This is a genomic window from Shimia sp., from assembly GCF_022448905.1.
Taxonomy (GTDB): Bacteria; Pseudomonadota; Alphaproteobacteria; order Rhodobacterales; family Rhodobacteraceae; genus Shimia.
Genome location: NZ_JAKVCW010000012.1, coordinates 48,383 through 70,741, shown reverse-complemented (window position 1 = coordinate 70,741; position 22,359 = coordinate 48,383). Strand labels below are relative to the sequence as shown.

General features: G+C 56.5%; 16 protein-coding genes. 10 read left to right on the top strand and 6 right to left on the bottom strand.

Features of this window, described 5'->3' with window-relative positions; genetic code table 11:
* Positions 1-8 precede the first annotated feature (8 nt).
* The 6 genes from pip to infB all read left to right on the top strand — a co-directional run bounded on the left by pip (position 9) and on the right by infB (position 8,059).
* Positions 9-983, top strand: coding sequence for a prolyl aminopeptidase (pip, locus tag MK208_RS15030; protein WP_294118004.1), 975 nt, complete (start codon positions 9-11; stop codon positions 981-983).
* 242 nt (positions 984-1,225) lie between these two features.
* A complete protein-coding gene (locus MK208_RS15025) occupies positions 1,226-2,554 on the top strand; it encodes an ABC transporter substrate-binding protein (protein ID WP_366011167.1) in 1,329 nt (442 codons plus the stop codon).
* 142 nt (positions 2,555-2,696) lie between these two features.
* Positions 2,697-3,290: a ribosome maturation factor RimP gene (rimP, locus tag MK208_RS15020; protein WP_168590900.1), complete on the top strand. Its 594-nt coding sequence runs from the start codon at positions 2,697-2,699 to the stop codon at positions 3,288-3,290.
* A gap of 4 nt (positions 3,291-3,294) precedes the next feature.
* Positions 3,295-4,911: a transcription termination factor NusA gene (gene nusA / locus MK208_RS15015; RefSeq protein WP_294118002.1), complete on the top strand. Its 1,617-nt coding sequence runs from the start codon at positions 3,295-3,297 to the stop codon at positions 4,909-4,911.
* 23 nt (positions 4,912-4,934) lie between these two features.
* On the top strand, positions 4,935-5,567 hold the full coding sequence (locus tag MK208_RS15010) for an RNA-binding protein (RefSeq protein ID WP_294118001.1): 633 nt from the start codon (positions 4,935-4,937) through the stop codon (positions 5,565-5,567).
* The gene (gene infB, locus MK208_RS15005; protein ID WP_294117999.1) at positions 5,564-8,059 is read left to right on the top strand and encodes a translation initiation factor IF-2; all 2,496 of its coding nucleotides are present in this window, start codon (positions 5,564-5,566) and stop codon (positions 8,057-8,059) included. Before MK208_RS15010 ends, infB begins: the two co-directional genes overlap by 4 nt.
* 388 nt (positions 8,060-8,447) lie before the next feature.
* On the opposite strand, the gene mutT is transcribed toward infB, so the two are convergent.
* Genes mutT through MK208_RS14990 form a run of 3 tightly spaced genes read right to left on the bottom strand, consistent with a single transcriptional unit; the run spans position 8,448 to position 10,945 of the window.
* A complete protein-coding gene (mutT, locus tag MK208_RS15000) occupies positions 8,448-8,846 on the bottom strand; it encodes an 8-oxo-dGTP diphosphatase MutT (protein ID WP_294117997.1) in 399 nt (132 codons plus the stop codon).
* Positions 8,843-10,072, bottom strand: coding sequence for a bifunctional glutamate N-acetyltransferase/amino-acid acetyltransferase ArgJ (argJ, locus tag MK208_RS14995; protein ID WP_294117995.1), 1,230 nt, complete (start codon positions 10,070-10,072; stop codon positions 8,843-8,845). Before argJ ends, mutT begins: the two co-directional genes overlap by 4 nt.
* Entirely contained in the window at positions 10,073-10,945 is an 873-nt protein-coding gene (locus MK208_RS14990; RefSeq protein WP_294117993.1) for a peptidylprolyl isomerase, read from the bottom strand.
* Between the two features lie 171 nt (positions 10,946-11,116).
* On the opposite strand from MK208_RS14990, the gene secA reads away from it, so the two are divergent.
* Genes secA through MK208_RS14975 form a run of 3 tightly spaced genes read left to right on the top strand, consistent with a single transcriptional unit; the run spans position 11,117 to position 16,516 of the window.
* Complete coding sequence (gene secA / locus MK208_RS14985) at positions 11,117-13,828, top strand: preprotein translocase subunit SecA (protein WP_294117991.1); 2,712 nt, start codon at positions 11,117-11,119, stop codon at positions 13,826-13,828.
* 42 nt (positions 13,829-13,870) lie between these two features.
* Positions 13,871-14,935 (top strand): translocase, encoded by a 1,065-nt coding sequence (locus MK208_RS14980; RefSeq protein WP_294117989.1) that lies wholly within the window; start codon positions 13,871-13,873, stop codon positions 14,933-14,935.
* 21 nt (positions 14,936-14,956) lie between these two features.
* Positions 14,957-16,516, top strand: a complete 1,560-nt coding sequence (locus MK208_RS14975; protein WP_294117987.1) for a phosphate ABC transporter substrate-binding/OmpA family protein — start codon at positions 14,957-14,959, stop codon at positions 16,514-16,516.
* 1 nt (position 16,517) lies between these two features.
* Here MK208_RS14975 and radC read toward each other — a convergent pair whose 3' ends face one another.
* Positions 16,518-17,279, bottom strand: coding sequence for a DNA repair protein RadC (gene radC, locus MK208_RS14970; protein WP_294117983.1), 762 nt, complete (start codon positions 17,277-17,279; stop codon positions 16,518-16,520).
* A 202-nt stretch (positions 17,280-17,481) separates the two neighbouring features.
* Here radC and MK208_RS14965 point away from each other — a divergent pair, with 202 nt between their 5' ends.
* The gene (locus MK208_RS14965) at positions 17,482-18,324 is read left to right on the top strand and encodes an amino acid ABC transporter substrate-binding protein (RefSeq protein WP_294117981.1); all 843 of its coding nucleotides are present in this window, start codon (positions 17,482-17,484) and stop codon (positions 18,322-18,324) included.
* An 821-nt stretch (positions 18,325-19,145) separates the two neighbouring features.
* Here the strand turns inward: MK208_RS14965 and dnaJ are convergent.
* Positions 19,146-20,294, bottom strand: a complete 1,149-nt coding sequence (gene dnaJ, locus MK208_RS14960) for a molecular chaperone DnaJ (RefSeq protein WP_294117980.1) — start codon at positions 20,292-20,294, stop codon at positions 19,146-19,148.
* Between the two features lie 83 nt (positions 20,295-20,377).
* Positions 20,378-22,294 carry a molecular chaperone DnaK gene (gene dnaK / locus MK208_RS14955; protein ID WP_294117977.1) on the bottom strand — a complete coding sequence of 639 codons (1,917 nt, stop codon included), beginning with the start codon at positions 22,292-22,294 and terminating at the stop codon, positions 20,378-20,380.
* Positions 22,295-22,359 lie beyond the last annotated feature (65 nt).

Genomic DNA, 22,359 nt, shown 5'->3' with positions numbered 1-22,359 from the left:
GGTAGGACATGGACAAAAACTCGGGCCAAAAGCGCGCAGTGCACTACCTTTATCCTCCGGTCGAGCCCTTTGACCAGAGGATGCTGGACGTGGGAGACGGGCACAGCATCTACGTCGAACAATCGGGCAATCCAAGGGGGTTGCCGGTTGTTGTGGTGCATGGCGGCCCCGGCGGCGGATCCAGTCCTGCGATGCGGCGGTATTTTGATCCCAATGTCTATCGTGTGATCCTTTTTGATCAGCGTGGGTGTGGCCATTCTCGCCCGCATGCCGAAGTGGAGAACAACACCAGCTGGCACCTGGTGGCGGATATGGAACGTATTCGGGATACGCTGGAGATTGACGAATGGATTGTCTTTGGCGGCAGCTGGGGTGCAACCCTGTCACTTTTGTATGCGCAATCCCATCCGGCGCAGACGGTATATCTGGTTCTGCGAGGCGTGTTTCTTATGACTCAATCGGAGCTGGATTGGTTCTATGGCGGTGGCGCCGGTCATTTCTGGCCGGAACCGTGGGCGCGGTTTGCTGAACTGGTGCCAAAAGAAGAGCGTGGCGATTTGATCGAAGCCTATCACCACCGCCTTTTCTGTGGAGATCGCGCCACCGAAATTAAGTATGCGCGCGCCTGGTCGGGGTGGGAAAATGCGCTGGCCTCTGTGTACTCCAATGGGTCCAGTAGGGATGCACCCGCTGAGTACGCGCGCGCGTTTTCGCGGCTAGAGAATCACTACTTCCGCAACAGGGGTTTTTTGGAGACCGACGGACATATTCTCGCGAATATGGCGGTACTCAAAGATATTCCGGGATACATCGTGCAGGGTCGGTATGACATGATCTGCCCGCCAAAGGCCGCCTATGATTTGGCGTCGGCTTGGGGGAAAATGGCCGATCTTCGGATCATTCGGAACGCGGGCCACGCCTTGTCGGAGCCCGGGATCAGCGCGGAGCTTGTGCGCATCATGGACGATTTGGCGCGGATTTAGCAAAACGGCTGGACATTGCGGCGAGATGGCTTTCTCATCTACCCCCGACTTACCGGAGTTTGACTTTGTCGCGCATTAGCAGACGTAGCCTTTTGACAACCGGTGCCGCAGCAGGTGTGCTGGCGGCGTCAGGTTTGGGTTTGGCTGCAGCCACGCCCAAGGCTGGTGGAACGTTGCGCGCTGTTTTGCCTGGCGGGCGGACGAGCGACACCTGGGATGCGCGCACGCACGACAGCCTCTTCATGATGGCGGCGAGTCATGGCGCGGTGTTTGATTGTTTGACTGAAATTGGTCCCGACGGGGCTCTGCGCGGAGAGTTGGCGGAAAGCTGGACCGCCAGCGCGGATGGACGGGTCTGGACATTTGATCTGCGAAAAGATGTGCAGTTTCACAACGGCAAATCATTTGTGGCGCAGGATGTGCTGGAGACCTTTGCCCTGCACATGGGGCAACACACGTCGCCTGTTGAGCCACTTCTTCGTGGCGTGTCCGAGCTAAAGGCAGTTGGGCCTAATCAGGTTCAATTTACTCTTCACGCGTCAAATGCGGACTTCCCTTATTTGCTGTCTGACTACCATTTGGTTATTTATCCTGCCGGCTACGTCGAGTTGGCGATACAAAACGGGATTGGCACAGGTCTCTACAAGGTCGAGGAGTTTTTGCCGGGGCAAGTCTTGCGCGCGCATCGTGTGCCAAATCACTACAAGGGCGAGAAGGCCGGTTTCTTTGAGGCGCTACATTTTGTAAACGAAACCGATCCATCTGCTCGATTGAATGTGCTGCTCGAAGGGGAAGCGGACGTCGCCGGGCAAATCGCGCCGACCCATGCGCGGAAAATTGCGAGCCATAAGGGCCTGACGCTTCAGAACTTGGCAGGCAATCAGCACTACAGCTTTGCCATAGGGGAGCATTTGAACGCGCAGCAAGCAGATGCTGTCCGGCGTGCGGTGAAATATGGCTTGGATCGGCCCGCGTTTGTACAGTCCAGCCTGCAGGGTTTCGGTCAGGTTGGCTGGGACACGCCGATTGGTCCAGCGAACCCCTATTTCTCTGACCAGTCCGATTTGGTGACGTATGATCCGGAGCGGGCTAGGTCATTGTTAAAAAATGAGGGTATTAAGCGCTTGTCCCTTGCCGTGTCGCCGCAGTCGATGCGGGATTTCGCGCCAGTTCTGGAAACCTTTGGGACTCAAATGGCGCAAATTGGCTTGCGCGTCGAAATTGCTCAAGATCCTGCAGCTGCGTCGCTCCATTTTTCAGCGGGTCGCGCGACCGAGGACTGGGCGATGTCCGCCTACCTCGCAAAAGGCGGAATGTGGAATCACGCAACATGGCAAGATCGTCAGGTGGATGAACTACTCTCTAAGGCGCGATCTGAAATGGATGCACTTAAGCGACAGGGCCTTTATGGGGAACTACAGCGCCTTGTGCAGCGCGATGGCAGTCTTGTTGTCCCGGCCTTTGCCAATCATCTCCAAGCCACTTCCGAAAATATCGGTACCCCCAAAACCATTGGCGCGCATTATGCACTCGACAACGCGCGTTTCGCCGAACGCTGGTGGCGGGCCTAGGCATATTTCCTCTGGGGGCTTGCAGACTCAGCCTTGTCAACGTATATCCCTCTCAACAGCGGCGCGGTCGGGTTAGCCTGAACGCTCCACCGGGAAAGATCGACGGGCCGCGGGCCCGTTTTTTTGTGTTTGGAAGAAGCCTATGAGTGACCTCATTGCCAAAGCGGCGATTGACCGCAAGCTGGCAGATATTGTTGCCCCAGTCATTGAGGACATGGGGTTTGAATTGGTGCGCCTGCGTCTGATGGGTGGCAAGACCCACACGTTGCAGATCATGGCTGAGCGGCCTGGTGGCGGCATTGAAGTGGATGAATGTGCCCAGATCTCCAATGCGGTGAGCGCGATTCTGGACGTCGAAGACCCGCTCGCGGATTCGTACACCTTAGAAGTTGGCAGTCCTGGTGTGGACCGTCCATTGACACGGATGAAAGACTTTGAAGCCTACGAAGGCTATGAAGCCAAAGTCGAAACCGCTGAGCTCATCGACGGGCGCAAGCGGTTCCGCGGCATTCTGGCTGGCATCGAAGGCGAAGATGTTTTGATCAACATCGAGGATCAAGGCGAAACCGTTACGGTGGGCTTGAACTTTGACTGGTTGGCCGATGCGAAGCTGATGCTGACCGACGACCTTATCAAAGAGATGCTCAAGGCGCGCAAAGAAGCGGGCATTCTGAACGAAGACGAATTTGACGACATCGAGACCGGCGAAGAAGCGTCCGGCGAGTCTGAGGAGTAAAATCATGGCAATCACCTCTGCAAACCAGCTCGAGCTGCTTCAAACCGCCGAAGCGGTGGCGCGTGAGAAAATGATCGACCCGGGTCTCGTGGTCGAAGCGATGGAAGAATCGCTTGCCCGTGCCGCCAAGAGCCGCTACGGCGCTGAAATGGACATTCGCGTGTCCATCGACCGCAAAACCGGCAAAGCGACATTTACCCGTGTGAGGACAGTGGTTGCCGACGAAGAACTGGAAAACTACCAGGCCGAGTTCACCGTTGAGCAGGCCAAGCAGTACATGGAAAATCCAGAAATCGGCCAGCAGTTCATCGAAGAAGTGCCGCCGGTTGAAATGGGCCGTATTGCCGCGCAATCCGCCAAGCAGGTGATCCTGCAGAAGGTTCGTGAAGCTGAGCGTGACCGTCAGTATGAAGATTTCAAAGACCGCGCAGGTACCATCATCAACGGCGCCGTGAAGCGCGAAGAGTTTGGCAACGTGATTGTTGACGTGGGTGGTGCAGAAGCCGTGCTGCGCCGCAACGACAAGATTGGCCGCGAAAGCTATCGCTCCGGCGACCGCGTCCGCGCCTACATCAAAGAAGTGCGCCGTGAGCCACGTGGCCACCAGATCTTCCTGAGCCGTACCGCGCCAGAGTTCATGGCCGAGCTGTTCAAGATGGAAGTGCCTGAAATCTATGATGGCATCATCGACATCAAGGCTGTGGCCCGTGACCCGGGCTCGCGCGCAAAGATTGCTGTAATCTCCCACGATGGTTCGATTGATCCAGTTGGTGCCTGTGTTGGTATGCGTGGCTCCCGTGTTCAGGCGGTTGTTAATGAGCTTCAGGGCGAAAAAATCGACATCATTCCTTGGAACGAAGATCAGCCGACCTTCCTTGTGAACGCGTTGCAGCCTGCGGAAGTGTCCAAGGTTGTTTTGGATGAAGAGGCCGGCAAAATCGAAGTGGTTGTGCCTGACGAGCAGCTGTCTCTGGCCATTGGACGCCGGGGTCAGAACGTGCGTCTGGCAAGTCAGCTGACTGCGCTGGACATCGATATCATGACTGAGGCCGAAGAATCCGAGCGTCGTCAGAAAGAGTTCGAAGAGCGCACCAAGCTGTTCATGGAAACTCTGGATCTGGACGAATTCTTTGCTCAGCTTCTCGTGTCCGAAGGTTTCACAAACCTCGAAGAGGTTGCATATGTTGAGATTGACGAACTGCTGGTTATCGATGGCGTGGACGAAGGCACCGCTGGTGAACTTCAGGCCCGTGCGCGTGACTACATCGATGCACAAAACAAGGCTGCACTGGATGCGGCCCGTGAATTGGGTGTTCAGGACAGCCTGGTTGCATTTGAGGGTCTGACACCCCAAATGATCGAAGCGCTGGCCAAAGATGGCGTTTTGAACCTTGAAGATTTTGCGACATGCGCAGATTGGGAACTGGCCGGTGGCTGGACAACCAACGGCACTGAGCGTGTGAAAGATGACGGTGTGCTGGAGCCATTTGGTGTCACACTGGAAGAAGCGCAAGATATGGTGATGACCGCACGCATTGTGCTGGGTTGGGTTGACCCTGCCGAGTTGGAAGCGGACGCCGTAGAAGGCGAAGAAGAAACTTCCGAGGAGGCTGAGGCCTGATCTCAGGCCTCGGAGGGCGTGAGATGAGCCGCGGTGGCCGTCCCGGCAAAAAGGGCGACACGCCAGAGCGCAAGTGCATTGTCACCGGCGCTGTGGCGCCAAAAGAGGGGTTGATCCGTTTTGTGGTCGGCCCGGACGCGCAGGTTGTGCCAGATGTCACCGGCAAGTTGCCTGGACGGGGCATGTGGGTGACGGCATCGGTATCTGCACTGGCGAAGGCATCTAAAAAGGGTGTCTTTTCCCGCGCTGCCAAACAGCAGGTCACAGTGCCTGAAGATTTGGTGGGCGAGGTGTCTAGGCAACTGGGACGACGCACGGTTGAGCTTATCAGCCTGGCGCGTAAATCCGGCTCTGCTGTGACCGGATATGAGAAAGTTAAGGACTGGCTTGTCAAAGATGAGGCCGAGGTCCTGCTGCAAGCGAGCGATGGCTCGGAACGTGGCAAATCGAAACTACGGCCTCCTTATGGAGGTCACCACATAGATTGGCTCACATCTGCCGAATTGGGTTTGGCATTTGGGCGACAAACTGTGATACATGGAGCGCTTGCGTCTGGCGGACTCACAAAACGTGTTGTAGAGGAAGCCCTAAGATTAAAAGGCGTACGCGAAGAAACGGTGGCAGCGGCCTCCGGGAAGGACAAGACAGCCAGATGAGCGATAACGACGGTAAAAAAACCTTGGGTCTGCGCGGCGGCAACCGCCCCGGCAATGTAACGCAGAGCTTCAGCCACGGACGTAAGAAAAATGTCGTGGTGGAAACCAAGCGTAAGCGCGTTGTGGTGCCTAAGCCCGGCGCGGCCAAAACTGGCGGCGGTTCGGCGAAGCCAGGTGGCGACCCTTCTCGCCGCCCATCCGGCATTTCTGATGCGGAAATGGAGCGCCGTCTGAAGGCGCTACAGGCTGCTAAAGCCCGCGAAGCCGAAGACGCTGCAAAGCGCGAAGCGGAAGAAAAAGAACGCGCGGAAGCCCGTGAGCGCCGTCGTTTGGAGGCGGAAGCCAAAGAACGCGAACAGCGCGAAGCCGAAGAGCGTGCCCGCAAGAAAGCGGAAGAAGAAGAACGCAAGAAAAAAGAAGCTGCCGAAGCTGCTGCGAAACGTGCGGCTGCCGAAGCTGCTGCTCCTGCGCCGTCTTCCACACCGCAAGGCCGTGGCGCACCATCTGGCAAACCAGCACCAGCTGCAACACCGCGCAAAGCGGACCGTGAGCGTGAACAGCGTGGTCGCGGCAACAAAGGTCGTGATGATGGCCGTCGTTCCGGCAAGCTGACACTGGGTCAGGCAACCGGTGGCGAGAACAACCGTCATCGTTCCATGGCGGCGATGAAGCGTAAGCAAGAGCGCGCGCGTCAGAAAGCTATGGGTGGTCAGGTTGAGCGCGAAAAGGTTGTGCGTGACGTGCAGCTACCGGAGGCCATTGTGGTGTCGGAGCTTGCAAACCGTATGGCCGAGCGTGTTGCCGACGTTGTGAAAGAGCTCATGAAAATGGGTATGATGGTTACGCAGAACCAGTCGATTGACGCGGACACTGCGGAATTGATCATCGAGGAGTTCGGCCACAAGGTTGTGCGCGTTTCCGACGCGGACGTGGAAGATGTGATTGCTGATGTTGAGGACAAGGAAGAAGACCTTCAGCCGCGTCCTCCGGTCATCACCATCATGGGCCACGTTGACCACGGCAAAACCTCGCTTCTGGATGCGATCCGCGACGCGAAGGTTGTGTCCGGCGAAGCAGGCGGCATCACCCAGCACATCGGTGCGTACCAGGTAAAAACCGATGATGGCGTAACGCTGTCGTTCCTAGATACGCCAGGCCACGCCGCCTTTACCTCCATGCGTTCGCGTGGTGCTCAGGTAACGGATATCGTGGTTCTGGTTGTGGCTGCTGACGACTCGGTCATGCCGCAAACAATCGAAGCGATTAACCACGCCAAGGCGGCCGAAGTGCCAATGATCGTAGCGATCAACAAGATCGATAAACCTGCCGCCGATCCAAACAAAGTGCGCGCAGAGCTTCTGCAGCACGAAGTGATCGTGGAAGCGATGTCTGGTGAAGTGCAGGACGTCGAAGTTTCTGCACACACTGGCCAAGGTCTGGACGAATTGCTCGAAGCCATTGCGCTGCAAGCAGAAATCCTGGAGCTGAAAGCCAACCCGGATCGTGCAGCACAGGGTGCTGTGATCGAAGCGCAGCTTGATGTGGGCCGTGGTCCTGTGGCGACTGTTCTGGTTCAGACCGGTACGCTGAAGCAAGGCGATATCTTCGTTGTGGGTGAGCAGTACGGTAAGGTTCGTGCGCTGATCAACGACAAAGGCGAACGCGTCAAAGAAGCTGGTCCATCGGTGCCTGTTGAGGTGCTTGGTCTGAACGGCACACCGGAAGCCGGTGACGTTCTGAACGTGACCGAGACCGAAGCCCAGGCGCGTGAAATCGCGGAGTATCGTGAGCAGGCTGCCAAGGACAAACGTGCGGCAGCTGGCGCAGCGACCACGCTGGAACAGCTGATGCAGAAGGCCAAGGAAGACGAGAACGTCGCCGAGCTGCCAATTCTGGTGAAGGCGGATGTTCAAGGTTCTGCTGAGGCCATCGTTCAGGCGATGGAAAAAATCGGCAACAACGAAGTGCGCGTCCGCGTGCTGCACCATGGTGTTGGCGCGATCACTGAGACCGATGTCGGTTTGGCCGAAGCCTCCGGTGCCCCGATCATGGGCTTCAATGTCCGTGCCAACGCATCTGCGCGCAACACTGCCAACCAAAAGGGTGTGGAGATCCGGTACTACTCGGTGATCTATGACCTCGTGGATGATGTTAAGGCGGCTGCTTCGGGTCTTCTGTCTGCAGAAATCCGTGAGAACTTCATCGGCTACGCTGCGATCAAAGAAGTGTTCAAAGTTACCGGTGTCGGCAAAGTGGCTGGTTGTATCGTCACCGAAGGTGTGGCGCGTCGCTCCGCCGGTGTGCGCCTGCTACGTGACAACGTGGTGATCCACGAAGGTACTCTGAAGACGCTCAAGCGCTTCAAAGATGAAGTGGCGGAGGTTCAGTCTGGTCAGGAATGCGGTATGGCATTTGAGAATTACGACGATATCCGCGCTGACGATGTGATCGAAATCTTTGAGCGTGAAGAAGTCACAAGGACGCTGGATTAATCCAGCGTCTTTCGTGACACCGTACACAGAAAAGAAAAAGGCCGCCTACGTGAGAGGCGGCCTTTTTCTTGGATGGTTGCACTCTTAGGAGATCGGCTTCCCAGAGTACACCGTGTCTCCGACGCGGATCGAAACCCGCCCGTCTGGCAGGTTTTTGATCACCTGTCCTTGAATAGAAACACAACTTCCAACTGTGATCGTCTTAAGCATGTCAAAAATCCCCATTTGATTGACATCGATGAAACAGTAAATTGGTTAACATTTGGTGCATAGGCGCCCGTCACATAAGTTTCATGTTAGGACACAATCAAGCCTTAGGAAAGCCGTCGGTTTCGCAAACTGCTACAAAATGTTGCTCAAAAGTCGACCAATTGCACAGTTTGTGCCCTCAAAGCCAATCTCTGAGGACTGGAATTAACGGAATATCGGCGGGCGGCATCTCGTAATTTCGCAGGTCTTTCGCTCTGACCCAAGCCAATGTCTGCCCCTCCTGCGCCGACGGAATGCCATTCCATTTGCGACAGGCGAAGAGTGGCATCAGCAAATGGAAATCATCGTAGCTGTGGGACGCAAAGGTCAACGGCGCTAAACAGCTTTCCCAGGTGTCGATACCAAGCTCTTCTTTCAGCTCGCGTACCAGGGCGACCTCAGGCGTTTCGCCCGCTTCGATCTTCCCGCCTGGAAACTCCCACATCCCGGCCATGGACTTCCCTTCTGGCCGTTGCGCAAGCAAAATCCGACCGTCGACGTCGATCAAGGCAACGGCAGCAACAAGAACGGTCTTCATGAGCGGTAATCTGCGTTAATGGTGATGTAGCCATGGGTCAGGTCACAGGTCCACATCGTGTCCTCAGCGTCTCCTAAACCTAGATCGACATGTACGACGATCTCTTGTCGCTTCATATACGTGGCGCCGTTTTCCTCTTTGTAAGAAGGGGCCACCCAGCCGTTTTCAGCCACGAGCACATCGCCAAACCGAATGCTCAGCAAATCCCGATCCGCCGCAGCGCCAGATTTACCAATGGCCATCACAACGCGGCCCCAGTTTGGATCTTCGCCAGCGATGGCGGTTTTGACGAGTGGGGAATTTGCAATGGCAGAGGCATGGATGCGGGCGTCCGACTTGGAAGCCGCCCCGGTCACTTTTACCTCGACAAACTTGGTCGCGCCTTCTCCGTCGCGAACCACTTGGTGCGCTAGATCTCGCATCACGTCGTGCAACGCGGTTTTGAAGCCCTCAGAAGCGCTGGAGACTTCAACTTCTGACGCTCCTGTGGCGGCCACAAGCAGGGTATCAGACGTAGACGTATCGCTGTCCACGGTGATGGCATTGAAGGTGATTTCGTTGAGATCAGACACCAGTGTTTGAAGCTCCGCGCGGCTGATCTTGGCGTCGGTGAAGATGTAAACCAACATTGTCGCCATGTCGGGCGCGATCATGCCGGACCCTTTAGCGATGCCGGAGATATTGACCGTCTGGCCGCCGATTGTGACCGATTTGAATGCACCTTTGGCAAAGGTATCTGTCGTGCGAATGGCTTCGGCGACGTCCTCAATGCGGTTGTCCGAGAGACCGTTGTGTAAGTCGTCCAGCTTCGCGGTGATCCGGTCGTGCGGCAGTGGTTCGCCAATCACGCCGGTCGACGACGTGAACACCCGGTTTTCCGGCAGCCCAGTGCACGCAGCGACGGCCTGCGTCACAGCCCTGACCGAGCTTTCCCCATTGCTGCCTGTGAAAGCATTTGCGTTGCCGGCGTTTACTAGAATGGCTGCCCCTGCAGGATCATCTGAACCAATCTTGACTTGGCAATCCAACACTGCAGCTGACCGCGTCGCAGATTTGGTGAAGACCCCGGCTACCACGCTCCCTGGTTGCAAAACAGCCAGCATGACGTCCTTGCGCCCGCTGTACTTCACTCCCGCTTCAACAGCAGCGAAGGATGCGCCTTTGATTATGGGAAGGTCCGGGAACCGCTCGGGCGCCAGAGGAGACACATGTTCAATCTTGGCCATTTACCGATCCTGTACCGGGTTTTGGTTCAACAGATCGGTTTTTGCCAACACGTTTGGGTCAATTGCCTCTGCACCGGTACGGTCTACATCTGCCTCGGAAGCAGTCGTCGCGATGAAGGCCTCTACCGCGCGACGCTGGGCATCGTTTTCGAGCTCGGTTCGGGCGTCCTCAAAAGAAGGAGCGAGTGATTTGCGAGCGTCGTTCAACAGAATCAGATGCCAGCCAAATTGGGTTTGCACAGGCGCAGAGATTTCGCCGACAGCGAGGCCCATCACAGAGTCTTCAAAGGGTTTGACCATTTGCCCCATCCCGAACCAGCCAAGGCTTCCGCCGGAGGCGCCAGACGGTCCGGTGGATTTGGCCATCGCGGTCTCGGCAAAGTCAGCGCCGTCGGTCAGGTCTTTGCGGATCGCCTTTGCCTCTTCTTCAGTGGCAACAAGAATGTGGCTTGCGTTGAACTCGTCTTCGCCGACAAAGCCTTGGTATTTGTCGTCGTAGGCGGCGCGCAACTCGTCTTCGCTCAGTTCGTTCTGCAGCACAAAACCTTCCAGCGCTTCGGCCGCCAGCAGGGTGCGGCGCTCGTTGTTCAACGCAATCTCAACCCGTTGGGGAATGGCTTCGCCCAGGCTTTGGGCGAGCGCGGTTTGCTGCACAAGCTGATCCAGGATGCTGTTGAACAGGACATCACTTGGAATTGATTGATACTGCTCAGGCAAACCTGCGCGCACCGAGATCATTTCCCCAAGTGTTATGACTTCCCCGTTTACGGAGGCAACAACGGTGTCAAGCGACGGCGCATCCTCGGCAAAGGCAGGCAGCGCACCGCAGAAAGCAATCACGCCGGCACGCAAGAAATTGAGGTGTTTTGACATCGTTTTGTCCTTGGCTTGTGCCGCGCGGGTTGGCGGCGTTGACACTGTTCCTGACGCCCCTTACATCGCTTTGTGTTCAAGGCAAACAGGCTGTTTCCCCGTTTCTAGGAGCACAGAGCCGGGACAGCAAGAATTAGCCACGCACGAAAGCGTCAACGAAGGACAAGTTATATGCTCGGTTTCGGAAAACTCGCCAAAAAAGTGTTTGGCACGCCAAACGATCGCAAGGTCAAGGCGACGCGACCGATCGTAGAAAAGATCAACGGGCTTGAAGCAGAATTTGAGAAGCTGACAGACGACGGCATCAAAGACAAAACCAAAGAGTTGTCTGAGCGTGCGAAAGGTGGCGAATCCCTTGATGCGCTTCTGCCGGAAGCCTTTGCCAACTGTCGTGAAGCCGCAAAACGTGCCTTGGGTCTGCGGGCCTTTGATGTGCAGTTGATGGGTGGCATCTTCCTGCACCAGGGCAACATCTCGGAAATGAAGACGGGTGAAGGTAAAACCCTTGTGGCGACCTTCCCAGCCTATCTGAACGCGCTCACCGGCAAGGGCGTGCACGTCGTGACCGTGAACGATTATCTGGCAAAACGTGACGCGGAATGGATGAGCAACGTTTTTGGCGCTTTGGGCATGACCACTGGCGTTGTGTACCCGCAGCAGCCAGAGGACGAGAAACGCGCAGCGTATGCCTGTGACGTGACTTACGCGACCAACAATGAGCTAGGTTTCGACTATCTGCGTGACAACATGAAAGGCGAGCTCGCCGACATGTCCCAGCGCAACCACCATTTCGCGATTGTGGACGAAGTCGACAGTATCTTGATCGACGAAGCACGGACGCCATTGATCATTTCCGGTCCCTCGCAGGACCGTACGGAAATGTACATCGCGATCGACAAACTGATCCCGGATTTGCAGGATGATCACTACACGGTGGATGAGAAGTCCAAGAACGTGACCTTTACGGATGACGGTAACGAGTTCCTTGAACAGCACCTGCATGCGCGTGGGCTGCTGCCGGAAGGCCAAAGCCTTTACGATCCGGAAAGCACAACCATCGTCCACCACGTGAACCAGGGTTTACGGGCACACAAGCTGTTCACCAAGGACAAGGACTACATTGTCCGGGACGCGCAGGTTGTGCTGATCGACGAGTTCACCGGCCGCATGATGGCGGGCCGTCGTTTGTCCGAAGGCCTGCATCAGGCGATTGAAGCCAAAGAAGGCTGCGATATTCAGCCTGAAAACGTGACCCTGGCGCAGGTGACCTTCCAGAACTACTTCCGTCTATATGACAAACTGGGTGGCATGACCGGTACCGCGGCCACGGAAGCTGAAGAATTCCAGGAAATCTATGGCCTCGGCGTGGTCGAAGTTCCAACCAACCGCGGTGTGGCGCGTGTGGACGAAGACGATGCAGTGTATCGCACTGCACGTGAAAAGTTTGATGCAATTGTCGAGACGATCAAGGAAGCCCATGAAAAGGGGCAGCCGATCCTTGTTGGTACAACATCGATTGAGAAGTCCGAATTTCTGTCTGGCTTGCTTGAGAAAGCGGGCGTGAAGCACAACGTTCTGAACGCGCGTCAGCACGAGCGGGAAGCACAGATTGTTGCAGACGCTGGTAAACTGGGCGCTGTGACCATCGCGACCAACATGGCGGGCCGTGGTACCGACATTAAACTGGGCGGCAATGTCGAGTTTAAGGTGCTTGAAGCCATCGCAGCCAACCCAGAGGGTGATCACGAGAAAATCCGTGCGGATATTGAAGCGGCGCATGCCGGCGACGAGCAGGCGGTCAAAGACTCCGGTGGTCTTTTTGTTCTGGCAACCGAACGCCATGAAAGCCGCCGGATCGACAACCAGCTGCGCGGTCGTTCAGGCCGTCAGGGGGATCCCGGTCGGTCGTCTTTCTTCCTGAGCTTGGAAGATGATTTGATGCGTATCTTTGGCTCTGACCGACTGGACAAGGTTCTGTCTTCTCTCGGTATGAAAGAAGGCGAAGCGATTGTGCACCCTTGGGTGAACAAATCTCTGGAACGCGCCCAGGCCAAAGTGGAAGGCCGCAACTTTGACATTCGTAAGCAGCTTCTGAAGTTTGACGACGTGATGAACGATCAGCGGAAGGTGGTATTCTCTCAGCGTCGTGAAATCATGGAAGTGGCCGACCTGTCCGAGATTGTGCAGGACATGCGTCACGAAGTGATCGGCGACATGGTGGAGCAGTATTTGCCACCTAAAACCTACGCGGATCAGTGGGACACAGAAGGGCTTTATGCGTCTTCAATTGAGCACCTTGGCGTGGACGTGCCCGTGATCGAATGGGCGGCTGAGGAAGGTGTGGATGATGACAACATCCGCGAGCGTCTTGAAGATGCGGCAGACGAAATGATGGCAGCAAAGGCCACCAACTTCGGTCCAGAAGCCATGCGCATGATCGAGAAGCAAATCTTGCTTCAGACCATTGATACAAAGTGGCGTGAGCACCTTTTGACGCTTGAACATCTGCGCTCTGTTGTTGGTTTCCGTGGGTATGCCCAACGTGATCCGCTCAATGAGTACAAGAACGAAGCGTTCCAGTTGTTTGAAAGCATGCTCGACAGCCTGCGTGAAGATGTGACCACAACCCTGTCACGTGTGCGGCCTATTTCCGAGGAAGAGCAACAGCAGCTGCAGCAGGAGATGGTGATGCGTCAGCAGGCTTTGATGGCGCAGGCTCAGGCCGGCTCCACACCGGCGCAGGCCGCCCCAGAACCAACTGGCGAAGCGCTGGCGGGCTTTGATGAGAATGATCCGTCGACTTGGGGCAACCCTGGCCGGAACGAAGCGTGTCCTTGTGGATCAGGCAAAAAATTCAAACATTGCCACGGTCGACTGGCCTGATCTGCGCCATAAACCGACAGACAAAGATCAAAAGGGTGCCTTATGGGCGCCCTTTTTGTTTGGGAATCTGCCGAAAGAGCAGTAGCCAAAACAGGAGCAACCATGCCCATTCCGAAACATGCTTACCGTCGGTATGCGTTGTCCTTTGCCACCGTGTCGATGGCGATGTGTATTGGTTTTGCAATGCAGACGTCAGAAGCAGCTGTGCTGGCGCATGATGAGACAGGCGAGTCCTTCACTTCAGAGCCGGTAAACCCGTTCCCGCAAAGCCTCGTAGCGCCCCAAATATTGGGTGCGGCTACTCTACCAAATATGCCGAGTGACTACGGGCATGGAGTGGAACTGTTGCAGGAACCCGTGTTGTTGGCTGTCGCGGATGATATCCCGGTTGGCATTTTGCCAACGGAAGAAAGACCGCCTCGGTTGGGTTGTGCGCTGGACATGTCAGCTGAACCGGCGGCGGGGGCCTTGATTGATGTGCGTTTGACTGCGCCTTGTCGTGCGGGCGATACGGTCATGTTTATGCATGAGAATCTGATGTTCCACATGCTGTTACCTCAACACGGTGCATTGAAAGTGTTGATCCCGGCGCTGGACGAGGCAGCGGAGGTAAGTGCTTCTTTTGCAAATGGCGATACAGCGCAAGCTACGACAGTTGTGGACAGTCTGGCTTTTTATGACCGCGTGGTCATTTCCTGGATGGGGCAAGGCGGCGCCGAGCTTCACGCTAGGGAATTTGGTGCCGCATACGGGGAGGCTGGACATGTCTGGCGGGAGCACCCGCGCGATGTTGGTGCGTTAGCCGGCGGCGAAGGTGGCTTCCTTGTGTCTTTGGGAAATTCGGACCTGTCCGTTGCCGGCCAAGCCGAGGTCTATACCTTTCCAACGGGTATCTCGAGCCAGATTGGTGATGTCAAAGTGAGTGTTGAGGCCGAAGTGACAGCGGCCAATTGCGGTAAGCTCTTGAAAGTACAAAGTCGCGCGCTGCTGCAGGGGCGGGTGGACGACCAGCATGACCTGGAACTGCAAATGCCGGATTGCTCGGCGGTTGGTGAATTTCTGGTGTTGAAAAACCTCGTGGAAGACCTGACAATCGCGCAAAATTAAGCTGGCGGTCAGGACATCATCATGATGCAATTTCGTGCGGCGGTTTGCGCCGCACTTTTCGTTTTGGTTGGGGTATCCTCAAGCTTGGCGCAGGACGTGTTGTTGAAATCGCACGACGGCGAGGTCGAGATTTCGGGCACTTTGTTGGGCTTTGATGGCGAGTTCTACCGCGTGGAGACTGTCTATGGTGAACTGACCGTGGACGGCTCCGGGGTGTGGTGTGAAGGGCCGGGATGCCCCAATCTTATCAAATATGTAGCCGAAGTCGCGATCTCCGGGTCGTCCACCATGGCCGAGGTGTTGATGCCAGCGTTGCTTGAGGCTTTTGCGCTCAACGAGGGCTATGTTGTGACCCGTGAGAGCGAGTCGGTGCATCGGTTCACCTATCACCTGAGCGAGCCAGACACGCAGCAACGCTTGGCGACCTTCGATTTCCTTGCCAGCAATGCGGATGAGGGGTTTGCGGATCTATTGGCAGATGAGGCTGACATCGCCATGTCGCTGCGGGAAATTCGCCCACGGGAGGCGCAACTGGGCTATGAGGCCGGTTTGGGGGACATGGAGGATGCCAATCGCAGCCGTGTTCTGTCGCTTGATGGGATGGTCCCTGTGGTGTCGGTTGGGAACCCTGTGTCATCCCTGTCGCTCAACCAGTTAGCGCATGTTTTTGCAGGGAAAATCTCCAACTGGAATGACCTTGGCGGACCGGATGCTCCGATCACCTTGCATCTTCTGACAGCCCAATCGGGGTTTGCGCAGGCGGTGGAGGATCAGTTGATGGAACCTTCCAAGATGTCACTGGCAGACGCAGTGGTGCGGCATGACCGGAATCTTGCGATGGTGAGTGCGGTGGAGCGGGATCCGTTTGCGATTGGCATCGCGTCTTATGCCGAGACGGGAAACACCAAACATCTGACGTTGACCGGCCAGTGTGGGTTCTCGTTGGCAGCGTCCCGGCGCACGATCAAGACAGAGGATTATCCGCTTAACGCCCCGATGTTCTTGTATTTTCCAGCGCGACGGTTGCCAAAACTGGCGCGGGATTTCCTGAGTTATACACGGAGCCCTTCGGCGCAGATTGTCATTAGGCGAGCGGGGTTTGTAGATCAGACCGCGGAAGAGATCGCGATCAACCATCAAGGGGATCGGTTTGCCAATGCGATAGCCTCCGCGGGCAAAGAGGTGTCGTTGGACGCAATTCAGGGCATGGTAGGCACGCTGTCGGGTATGAAAAGGCTGTCCACATCCTTCAGATTTCAGACCGGATCGACCAAGTTGGATGCGCAATCGCGATCTAACGTTCAGCAGCTGGCACGGGCGCTTGAGGCGGGGAGGTATGACGCCAGAAGTCTTTATTTTGTTGGGTTTTCTGACGGTGAGGGACCGGCCACGGGGAACCTGCAGATTGCCGAGAAACGCGCCAATGTGGTGAAGGAGGCTGTTCTGTCTGCAGCAGAAACAGCAAACCCGGAGCGGATTGATTTGCAGGTGCATGCCTTTGGCGAGGCGATGCCGATGGCCTGTGATGACAGCGCCTGGGGGCGGCAGGTGAATCGGCGGGTCGAGGTGTGGGTTAAGTGACCTACAAAAGGCCTTCGCTGCGGAAGCTGAGTTCCTGAGATTTCCCAATGATTATATGATCATGCAGGGTCAGGCAGAGTGCCTGACAGGCCTGATTGATCTGCTGGGTCATAGTGATGTCAGCCTCAGATGGTGTCGGATCACCGGACGGGTGATTGTGGACCAGAATCAAGGCGCTGGCGTTGAGTTCCAGGGCGCGTTTGGCCACTTCTCGGGGGTAGGCTGGGACGTGGTTTACGGTGCCTCGGGCCTGAGCTTCGTCGGCTATGAGCGTGTTTTTTGTGTCTAAAAACAAAACTCTAAATTGTTCGGTGTCGCGATGCGCCATGGTAGTGTGGCAATAGTCCAGCAGCGCCTGCCAATCCGACAGCACACGGCGATGCATGACGCGGGCGCGGGCGAGGCGGTGGGCGGCGGCTTCGACCACTTTGAGCTCACAGATGACCGCGTCACCGACGCCTTTGATCTCAGTCAGTCGGGCTGTCGGCGCGCTCACCACACCATTAAAATCTCCAAATATTTCAAGGAGTTTGTGGGCAAGCGGTTTTACATCTTGGCGCGGTATGGCGCGGAAGAGCAGGAGTTCCAGCAGCTCGTAATCCGGCAAAGCTTGCGCGCCGCCAGACAGGAAACGCGTGCGGAGGCGTTTGCGGTGGTCAGCCACATAAGAGGGCAATTTGCCGGACGGTAGCGGCGCGACAGGGGCTTCATCCGCTTCAAAAAGCGGGAGCGGCCTTTGCACAAAGTCACGCGGCTTGGACATGTCTTAAGAATGTCCAAACAGGGTAAATCAAAGGTTAATAGCACCTAAGATTGGCCGGTTTGGGACGTCGGTATTACGTCGGTATCGCGACTGTTTTGCGGAGGTGCGGGTTTTGTTAACTTTTGCGACCAGAAACGCGGTTGTGGTGGCCTCTGGAACCTGAGAGTGTGACGCCAACAAAAATGAGTGTTTGGCAGGATAGATGATGAAACGTTTTTTGATGCCCCTTTTGGCCGGTGTGGTTTTGGCCGGTGCTGCGCAGGCGCAGACCATTGACCGGATCAAAGAGACCGGATTGCTGAAATTGGGCTATCGTTTGGATGCGGCGCCGCTGTCGTTTCAGACAGAAGAAGGTGGCCCGGCCGGATATACGCCAATGGTCTGTGCGGAGTTGGCGCAGGGCATCTTGAACACCATCCAGATTCCGAACCTGGACGTCGAATTTATACCTGTGGGCATGCAGGACCAATTTGAGAAAGTGGCAGTAGGAGAAATTGATCTGCTGTGTGGTGCGTCAACCATCACCTTGGGCCGACGTGAGCTTGTCGATTTCTCTATTCCGACCTTTGCCGATGGCACCACAGTGATGTTGCCGATCAACGGGTCCGACAGCTTTGCTGATTTGGCGGGCAAAAAGCTTGGCGTACGTCGTGACAGCACAACAGAGACGGCCTTGAACAACACATTGGCCTCCACCGCGACTTTTGCCGAGGTGGTGCGGTTCAACGACCATGGCGCGGCAATGACTGCGATGGAGAATGGTGAGATTGATGCCTATTTTGGCGATCAGGCCATTTTGGCGGGGCTGTGGATCACCAGCCCGCAGCGTGAAAACATCAAAGTAAGCAATAACCTTCTGACGGTAGAGAAACACGGGTTGGCAATGGCGCGTGGCGACACAGAGTTTCGTCTGATGATCGACCGGCTGCTGTCCAGTATGTATGCGCGCGGCATCATGCAGACAATCTTCCAACAGACGTTGCCCGGCGTGCAGCCAGGTGACATTCACCGCGCGGTCTTCACCATGGCGCCGATTGTTGAGTAGTCGTCCGGTTCGCGGCTGTTTTTGAAGTCCCGCTGAATGGCCCAAGGACTCCCTTTTGGACTTGGGTCATTTTGCCAGGTGCGAACCGCTGCACAAGGACGTCCTACTGCTCTTCTCTGCATTCCCTCGCCAACCCATTGAGTTCGGCGTCGTCAATTAGCCCTGTCACATCATGGTAGACGGAAGCAGCTGCCAGGCATCCCACACCTCGCGGTTCAGTGTTTGGATGCCACAGGTACCGAAATGCGGCTCCGTGGGTGTCTTTGTTGTTCAAGATGAACTGGGAGTAACTGGCGGTCACCTCTGGCACTCCCGAGAATGACTTGAGGAACACGTGTTGAATGAACGGCGGAAAATCCAGCAACTGAGCGGGTTTCTCTAAGAAGAAGACCCACACATCTGCCGTCCAGGGATTCTCTGGACTCACAACGATCGACAGTGCTGAGCTTTCAGCGTCAAGCTTTCGAAGATGCTTTGAGAAATCACCCGGAGCCCCGAAAGGGAGAACGGTAATTTGTCTTCCAAGCTTTTCATATATTGGCATTGAGTTGGAGCGTTCCGCTGCCGCGGGGGTGAGGCAATAGAAGAAAGATACAGTGCAGAGAACTAGGTGAGAGAAAACGCTGCTTGGGGACAATTTCGTGCTCGATTGTGATTAAGGTTCGCGCCACACTTTATTGGTATGACAGGAGAAGGCAAATGGGCGTAACGCCTCGTGTTGTTCTGGCTGTCACAGAGAGATTTTCGTGACAGAGATCATCATTACAAAAAAGAGCGCCAGAATTTGGCGCTCTTTTTGATTTGACGGAGGGGCTAACAGTCTAGCCCTTCATGCTGTCCCAAAAGCCTTTGACGGAGCTGAAGAAGCTGCTGCTTTCCGGGTTGTTTTCCTCGGACAGCTCTTCGAATTCACGCAAAAGCTCTTTCTGGCGGCTGGTGAGGTTCACCGGGGTTTCCACCGCCAGTTCGATCATCATGTCGCCTTGGCCGCCGCCGCGCAGGGCGGGCATGCCTTTGGAGCGCAAGCGCATCTGGCGGCCGGACTGGGACCCGGCCGGGATCTTCACGCGCGAGCGGCCACCGTCGATGGTGGGCACTTCGATGTCACCACCCAGTGCGGCGCTGGACATGGAGACCGGCACGCGGCAGTAGAGGTTCACTCCGTCCCGCTCAAAGATCTTGTGCGGGCTGACTTCGATGAAGATGTAGAGGTCGCCGGAAGGGCCGCCACGCATGCCAGCTTCGCCTTCACCTGCCAGACGGATGCGGGTGCCGGTTTCCACACCTGCCGGGATGTTCACGGACAGGGCGCGGTCTTTTTCAACACGGCCTTGGCCGCCGCAAGACTTACAAGGGTTCTTGATGATCTGTCCCAGACCCGAACAGGTCGGGCAGGTGCGTTCCACGGTGAAGAAACCCTGTTGCGCACGCACCTTGCCCATGCCGGAGCAGGTCGGACAGGTGGCGGGCTCGGCCCCACCTTCGGCACCGGAGCCCGAGCAGCTGTCGCAGCTGACGGAGGTTGGCACGTTGATGGTCTTTTGCAGGCCGGAGAAGGCTTCCTCAAGCGTCACACGCAGGTTGTAGCGCAGGTCGGCGCCACGGGAGGCGCGTTGACGCCCGCCGCCGCGTTGGCCGCCGCCGCCCATAAAGTCGCCAAACAGGTCGTCAAACACGTCAGAGAAGGCGGAAGAGAAGTCACCACCCGGGTGACCGCCACGTTGACCGCCGCCGCCCATGCCACCTTCGAAGGCGGCGTGGCCGAAGCGATCATAGGCCGCTTTTTTCTCGGCGTCCTTGAGGACTTCGTAAGCCTCGTTGGCCTCTTTGAACTGCGCTTCGGCGTCCGGATTGTCCGCGTTACGGTCCGGGTGCAGCTCTTTGGCTTTCTTGCGATAGCCTTTTTTGATTTCGTCTGCCGAGGCCCCTTTGCTGACGCCAAGCACCTCGTAAAAGTCACGTTTTGCCATGGGGGGTACTCCTTTGGCTGAACTGAAACGGGCCGATCCGGATGATGCGGACCGGCCCGATTTTTCAGTTCCGAGGGGGCGACTTAGCGCTTGCTGTCGTCCAGATCTTCGAAGTCGGCGTCGACGATGTCATCGTCAACCGCAGGACCTGCGTCCATGTCTGGCGCTTCTTCACCGGCTTCTTCCTGAGCCGACTTGTAGATCGCTTCGCCCAGACGCATTGCCACTTCCATGACGTTCTGGATGCCGGACTTCAGCTTCTCAGCTGTGACGTCGTCTTTTTCCAATTCGTCTTTCAGCGCGGCCACGGCCAGCTCGATGGCTTCAACAGTGGATGGGTCCACCTTGTCGCCGTGCTCGGCCACCTGTTTCTCGGTGTCGTGTACGAGGCTTTCGGCCTGGTTGCGGGCTTCGATCAGCTCGCGGCGCTCTTTGTCTGCCTCGGCGTTGTCCTCGGCATCCTGCACCATCTTTTCGATGTCCTCGTCAGACAGACCACCGGACGCTTGGATGGTGATCTTCTGCTCTTTGCCGGTGCCTTTGTCAGCCGCACCTACAGACACGATGCCGTTGGCGTCGATGTCGAAGGTCACTTCGATCTGAGGCATGCCGCGTGGGGCAGGCGGGATGTCTTCGAGGTTGAACTGGCCGAGGATCTTGTTGTCCGCTGCCATTTCGCGCTCACCCTGGAACACGCGGATGGTCACGGCGTTCTGGTTGTCTTCGGCGGTGGAGAACACCTGAGACTTTTTGGTTGGGATGGTGGTGTTGCGGTCGATCAGACGGGTGAACACGCCACCGAGGGTTTCGATACCCAGGGACAGCGGGGTCACGTCCAGAAGAACAACGTCTTTCACGTCGCCCTGCAGAACACCGGCCTGAATGGCGGCGCCCATGGCCACAACTTCGTCAGGGTTCACACCTTTGTGTGGCTCCTTGCCGAAGAATTTGGTCACTTCCGCGATCACTTTTGGCATGCGGGTCATGCCACCCACGAGAACCACTTCGTCGATCTCGTTTGCGGACAGGCCGGCATCTTTCAGCGCGGCGGCGCAAGGCTTCAGCGACGCTTTGATCAGGTCGTTCACCAGGCTTTCCAGCTTCGCACGGGTCAGTTTGATGACCATGTGCAGCGGGGTGCCGGAGGATGGGTCCATGGAGATAAACGGCTGGTTGATCTCGGTCTGGGAAGAGGAGGACAGCTCGATCTTGGCTTTCTCTGCCGCTTCTTTCAGACGCTGCAGCGCCATTTTGTCTTTGGTCAGGTCGACGTTGTGCTCTTTTTTGAACTCATCCGCGAGGTAGTTCACGATGCGCATGTCGAAGTCTTCACCGCCAAGGAAGGTGTCGCCGTTGGTGGATTTCACTTCAAACAGGCCGTCGTCGATTTCCAGGATGGTCACGTCGAAGGTACCGCCGCCGAGGTCGTAGACCGCGATGGTTTGGGTGTCTTCTTTGTCCAGACCGTAGGCCAGCGCGGCTGCGGTTGGCTCGTTGATAATGCGCAGCACTTCGAGGCCAGCGATTTTGCCGGCGTCTTTGGTGGCCTGACGCTGGGCGTCGTTGAAGTAGGCAGGTACGGTGATCACAGCCTGGGTCACGTCTTCGCCGAGGTAGGACTCAGCGGTTTCTTTCATCTTGCCGAGGATGAAGGCGGAGATCTGCGATGGGGAGTATTTCTCACCCTTGGCTTCGACCCACGCGTCGCCGTTGCCGCCGTTGATCACGGAGAACGGCATGTTCTTCAGGTCTTTGGCCAGAGCCGCGTCGTCCTGACGACGGCCGATCAGGCGCTTCACACCAAATACGGTGTTTTCCGGGTTGGTGACGGCCTGACGCTTGGCCGGCTGGCCAACGAGGCGCTCGTCATCGGTGAACGCGACGATGGACGGCGTGGTGCGCGCGCCTTCGGCGTTTTCGATTACTTTTGGCTGGGAACCATCCATGATGGCTACGCAGGAGTTTGTTGTACCGAGATCGATACCAATCACTTTGCTCATTTTTGATCCCTTCTACTTAAGGCGATATTTCAGGTCGGACCCGTTATGGCATCCAAGCCTGATCC

Excerpts from the sequence above, each read along its gene's own strand:
- pip (WP_294118004.1), top strand. The coding sequence starts at position 9 with ATGGACAAAAACTCGGGCCAAAAGCGCGCAGTGCACTACCTTTATCCT.
- MK208_RS15025 (WP_366011167.1), top strand. The coding sequence starts at position 1,226 with ATGATGGCGGCGAGTCATGGCGCGGTGTTTGATTGTTTGACTGAAATT.
- rimP (WP_168590900.1), top strand. The coding sequence starts at position 2,697 with ATGAGTGACCTCATTGCCAAAGCGGCGATTGACCGCAAGCTGGCAGAT.
- nusA (WP_294118002.1), top strand. The coding sequence starts at position 3,295 with ATGGCAATCACCTCTGCAAACCAGCTCGAGCTGCTTCAAACCGCCGAA.
- MK208_RS15010 (WP_294118001.1), top strand. The coding sequence starts at position 4,935 with ATGAGCCGCGGTGGCCGTCCCGGCAAAAAGGGCGACACGCCAGAGCGC.
- infB (WP_294117999.1), top strand. The coding sequence starts at position 5,564 with ATGAGCGATAACGACGGTAAAAAAACCTTGGGTCTGCGCGGCGGCAAC.
- mutT (WP_294117997.1), bottom strand. The coding sequence starts at position 8,846 with ATGAAGACCGTTCTTGTTGCTGCCGTTGCCTTGATCGACGTCGACGGT.
- argJ (WP_294117995.1), bottom strand. The coding sequence starts at position 10,072 with ATGGCCAAGATTGAACATGTGTCTCCTCTGGCGCCCGAGCGGTTCCCG.
- MK208_RS14990 (WP_294117993.1), bottom strand. The coding sequence starts at position 10,945 with ATGTCAAAACACCTCAATTTCTTGCGTGCCGGCGTGATTGCTTTCTGC.
- secA (WP_294117991.1), top strand. The coding sequence starts at position 11,117 with ATGCTCGGTTTCGGAAAACTCGCCAAAAAAGTGTTTGGCACGCCAAAC.
- MK208_RS14980 (WP_294117989.1), top strand. The coding sequence starts at position 13,871 with ATGGGCGCCCTTTTTGTTTGGGAATCTGCCGAAAGAGCAGTAGCCAAA.
- MK208_RS14975 (WP_294117987.1), top strand. The coding sequence starts at position 14,957 with ATGATGCAATTTCGTGCGGCGGTTTGCGCCGCACTTTTCGTTTTGGTT.
- radC (WP_294117983.1), bottom strand. The coding sequence starts at position 17,279 with ATGTCCAAGCCGCGTGACTTTGTGCAAAGGCCGCTCCCGCTTTTTGAA.
- MK208_RS14965 (WP_294117981.1), top strand. The coding sequence starts at position 17,482 with ATGATGAAACGTTTTTTGATGCCCCTTTTGGCCGGTGTGGTTTTGGCC.
- dnaJ (WP_294117980.1), bottom strand. The coding sequence starts at position 20,294 with ATGGCAAAACGTGACTTTTACGAGGTGCTTGGCGTCAGCAAAGGGGCC.
- dnaK (WP_294117977.1), bottom strand. The coding sequence starts at position 22,294 with ATGAGCAAAGTGATTGGTATCGATCTCGGTACAACAAACTCCTGCGTA.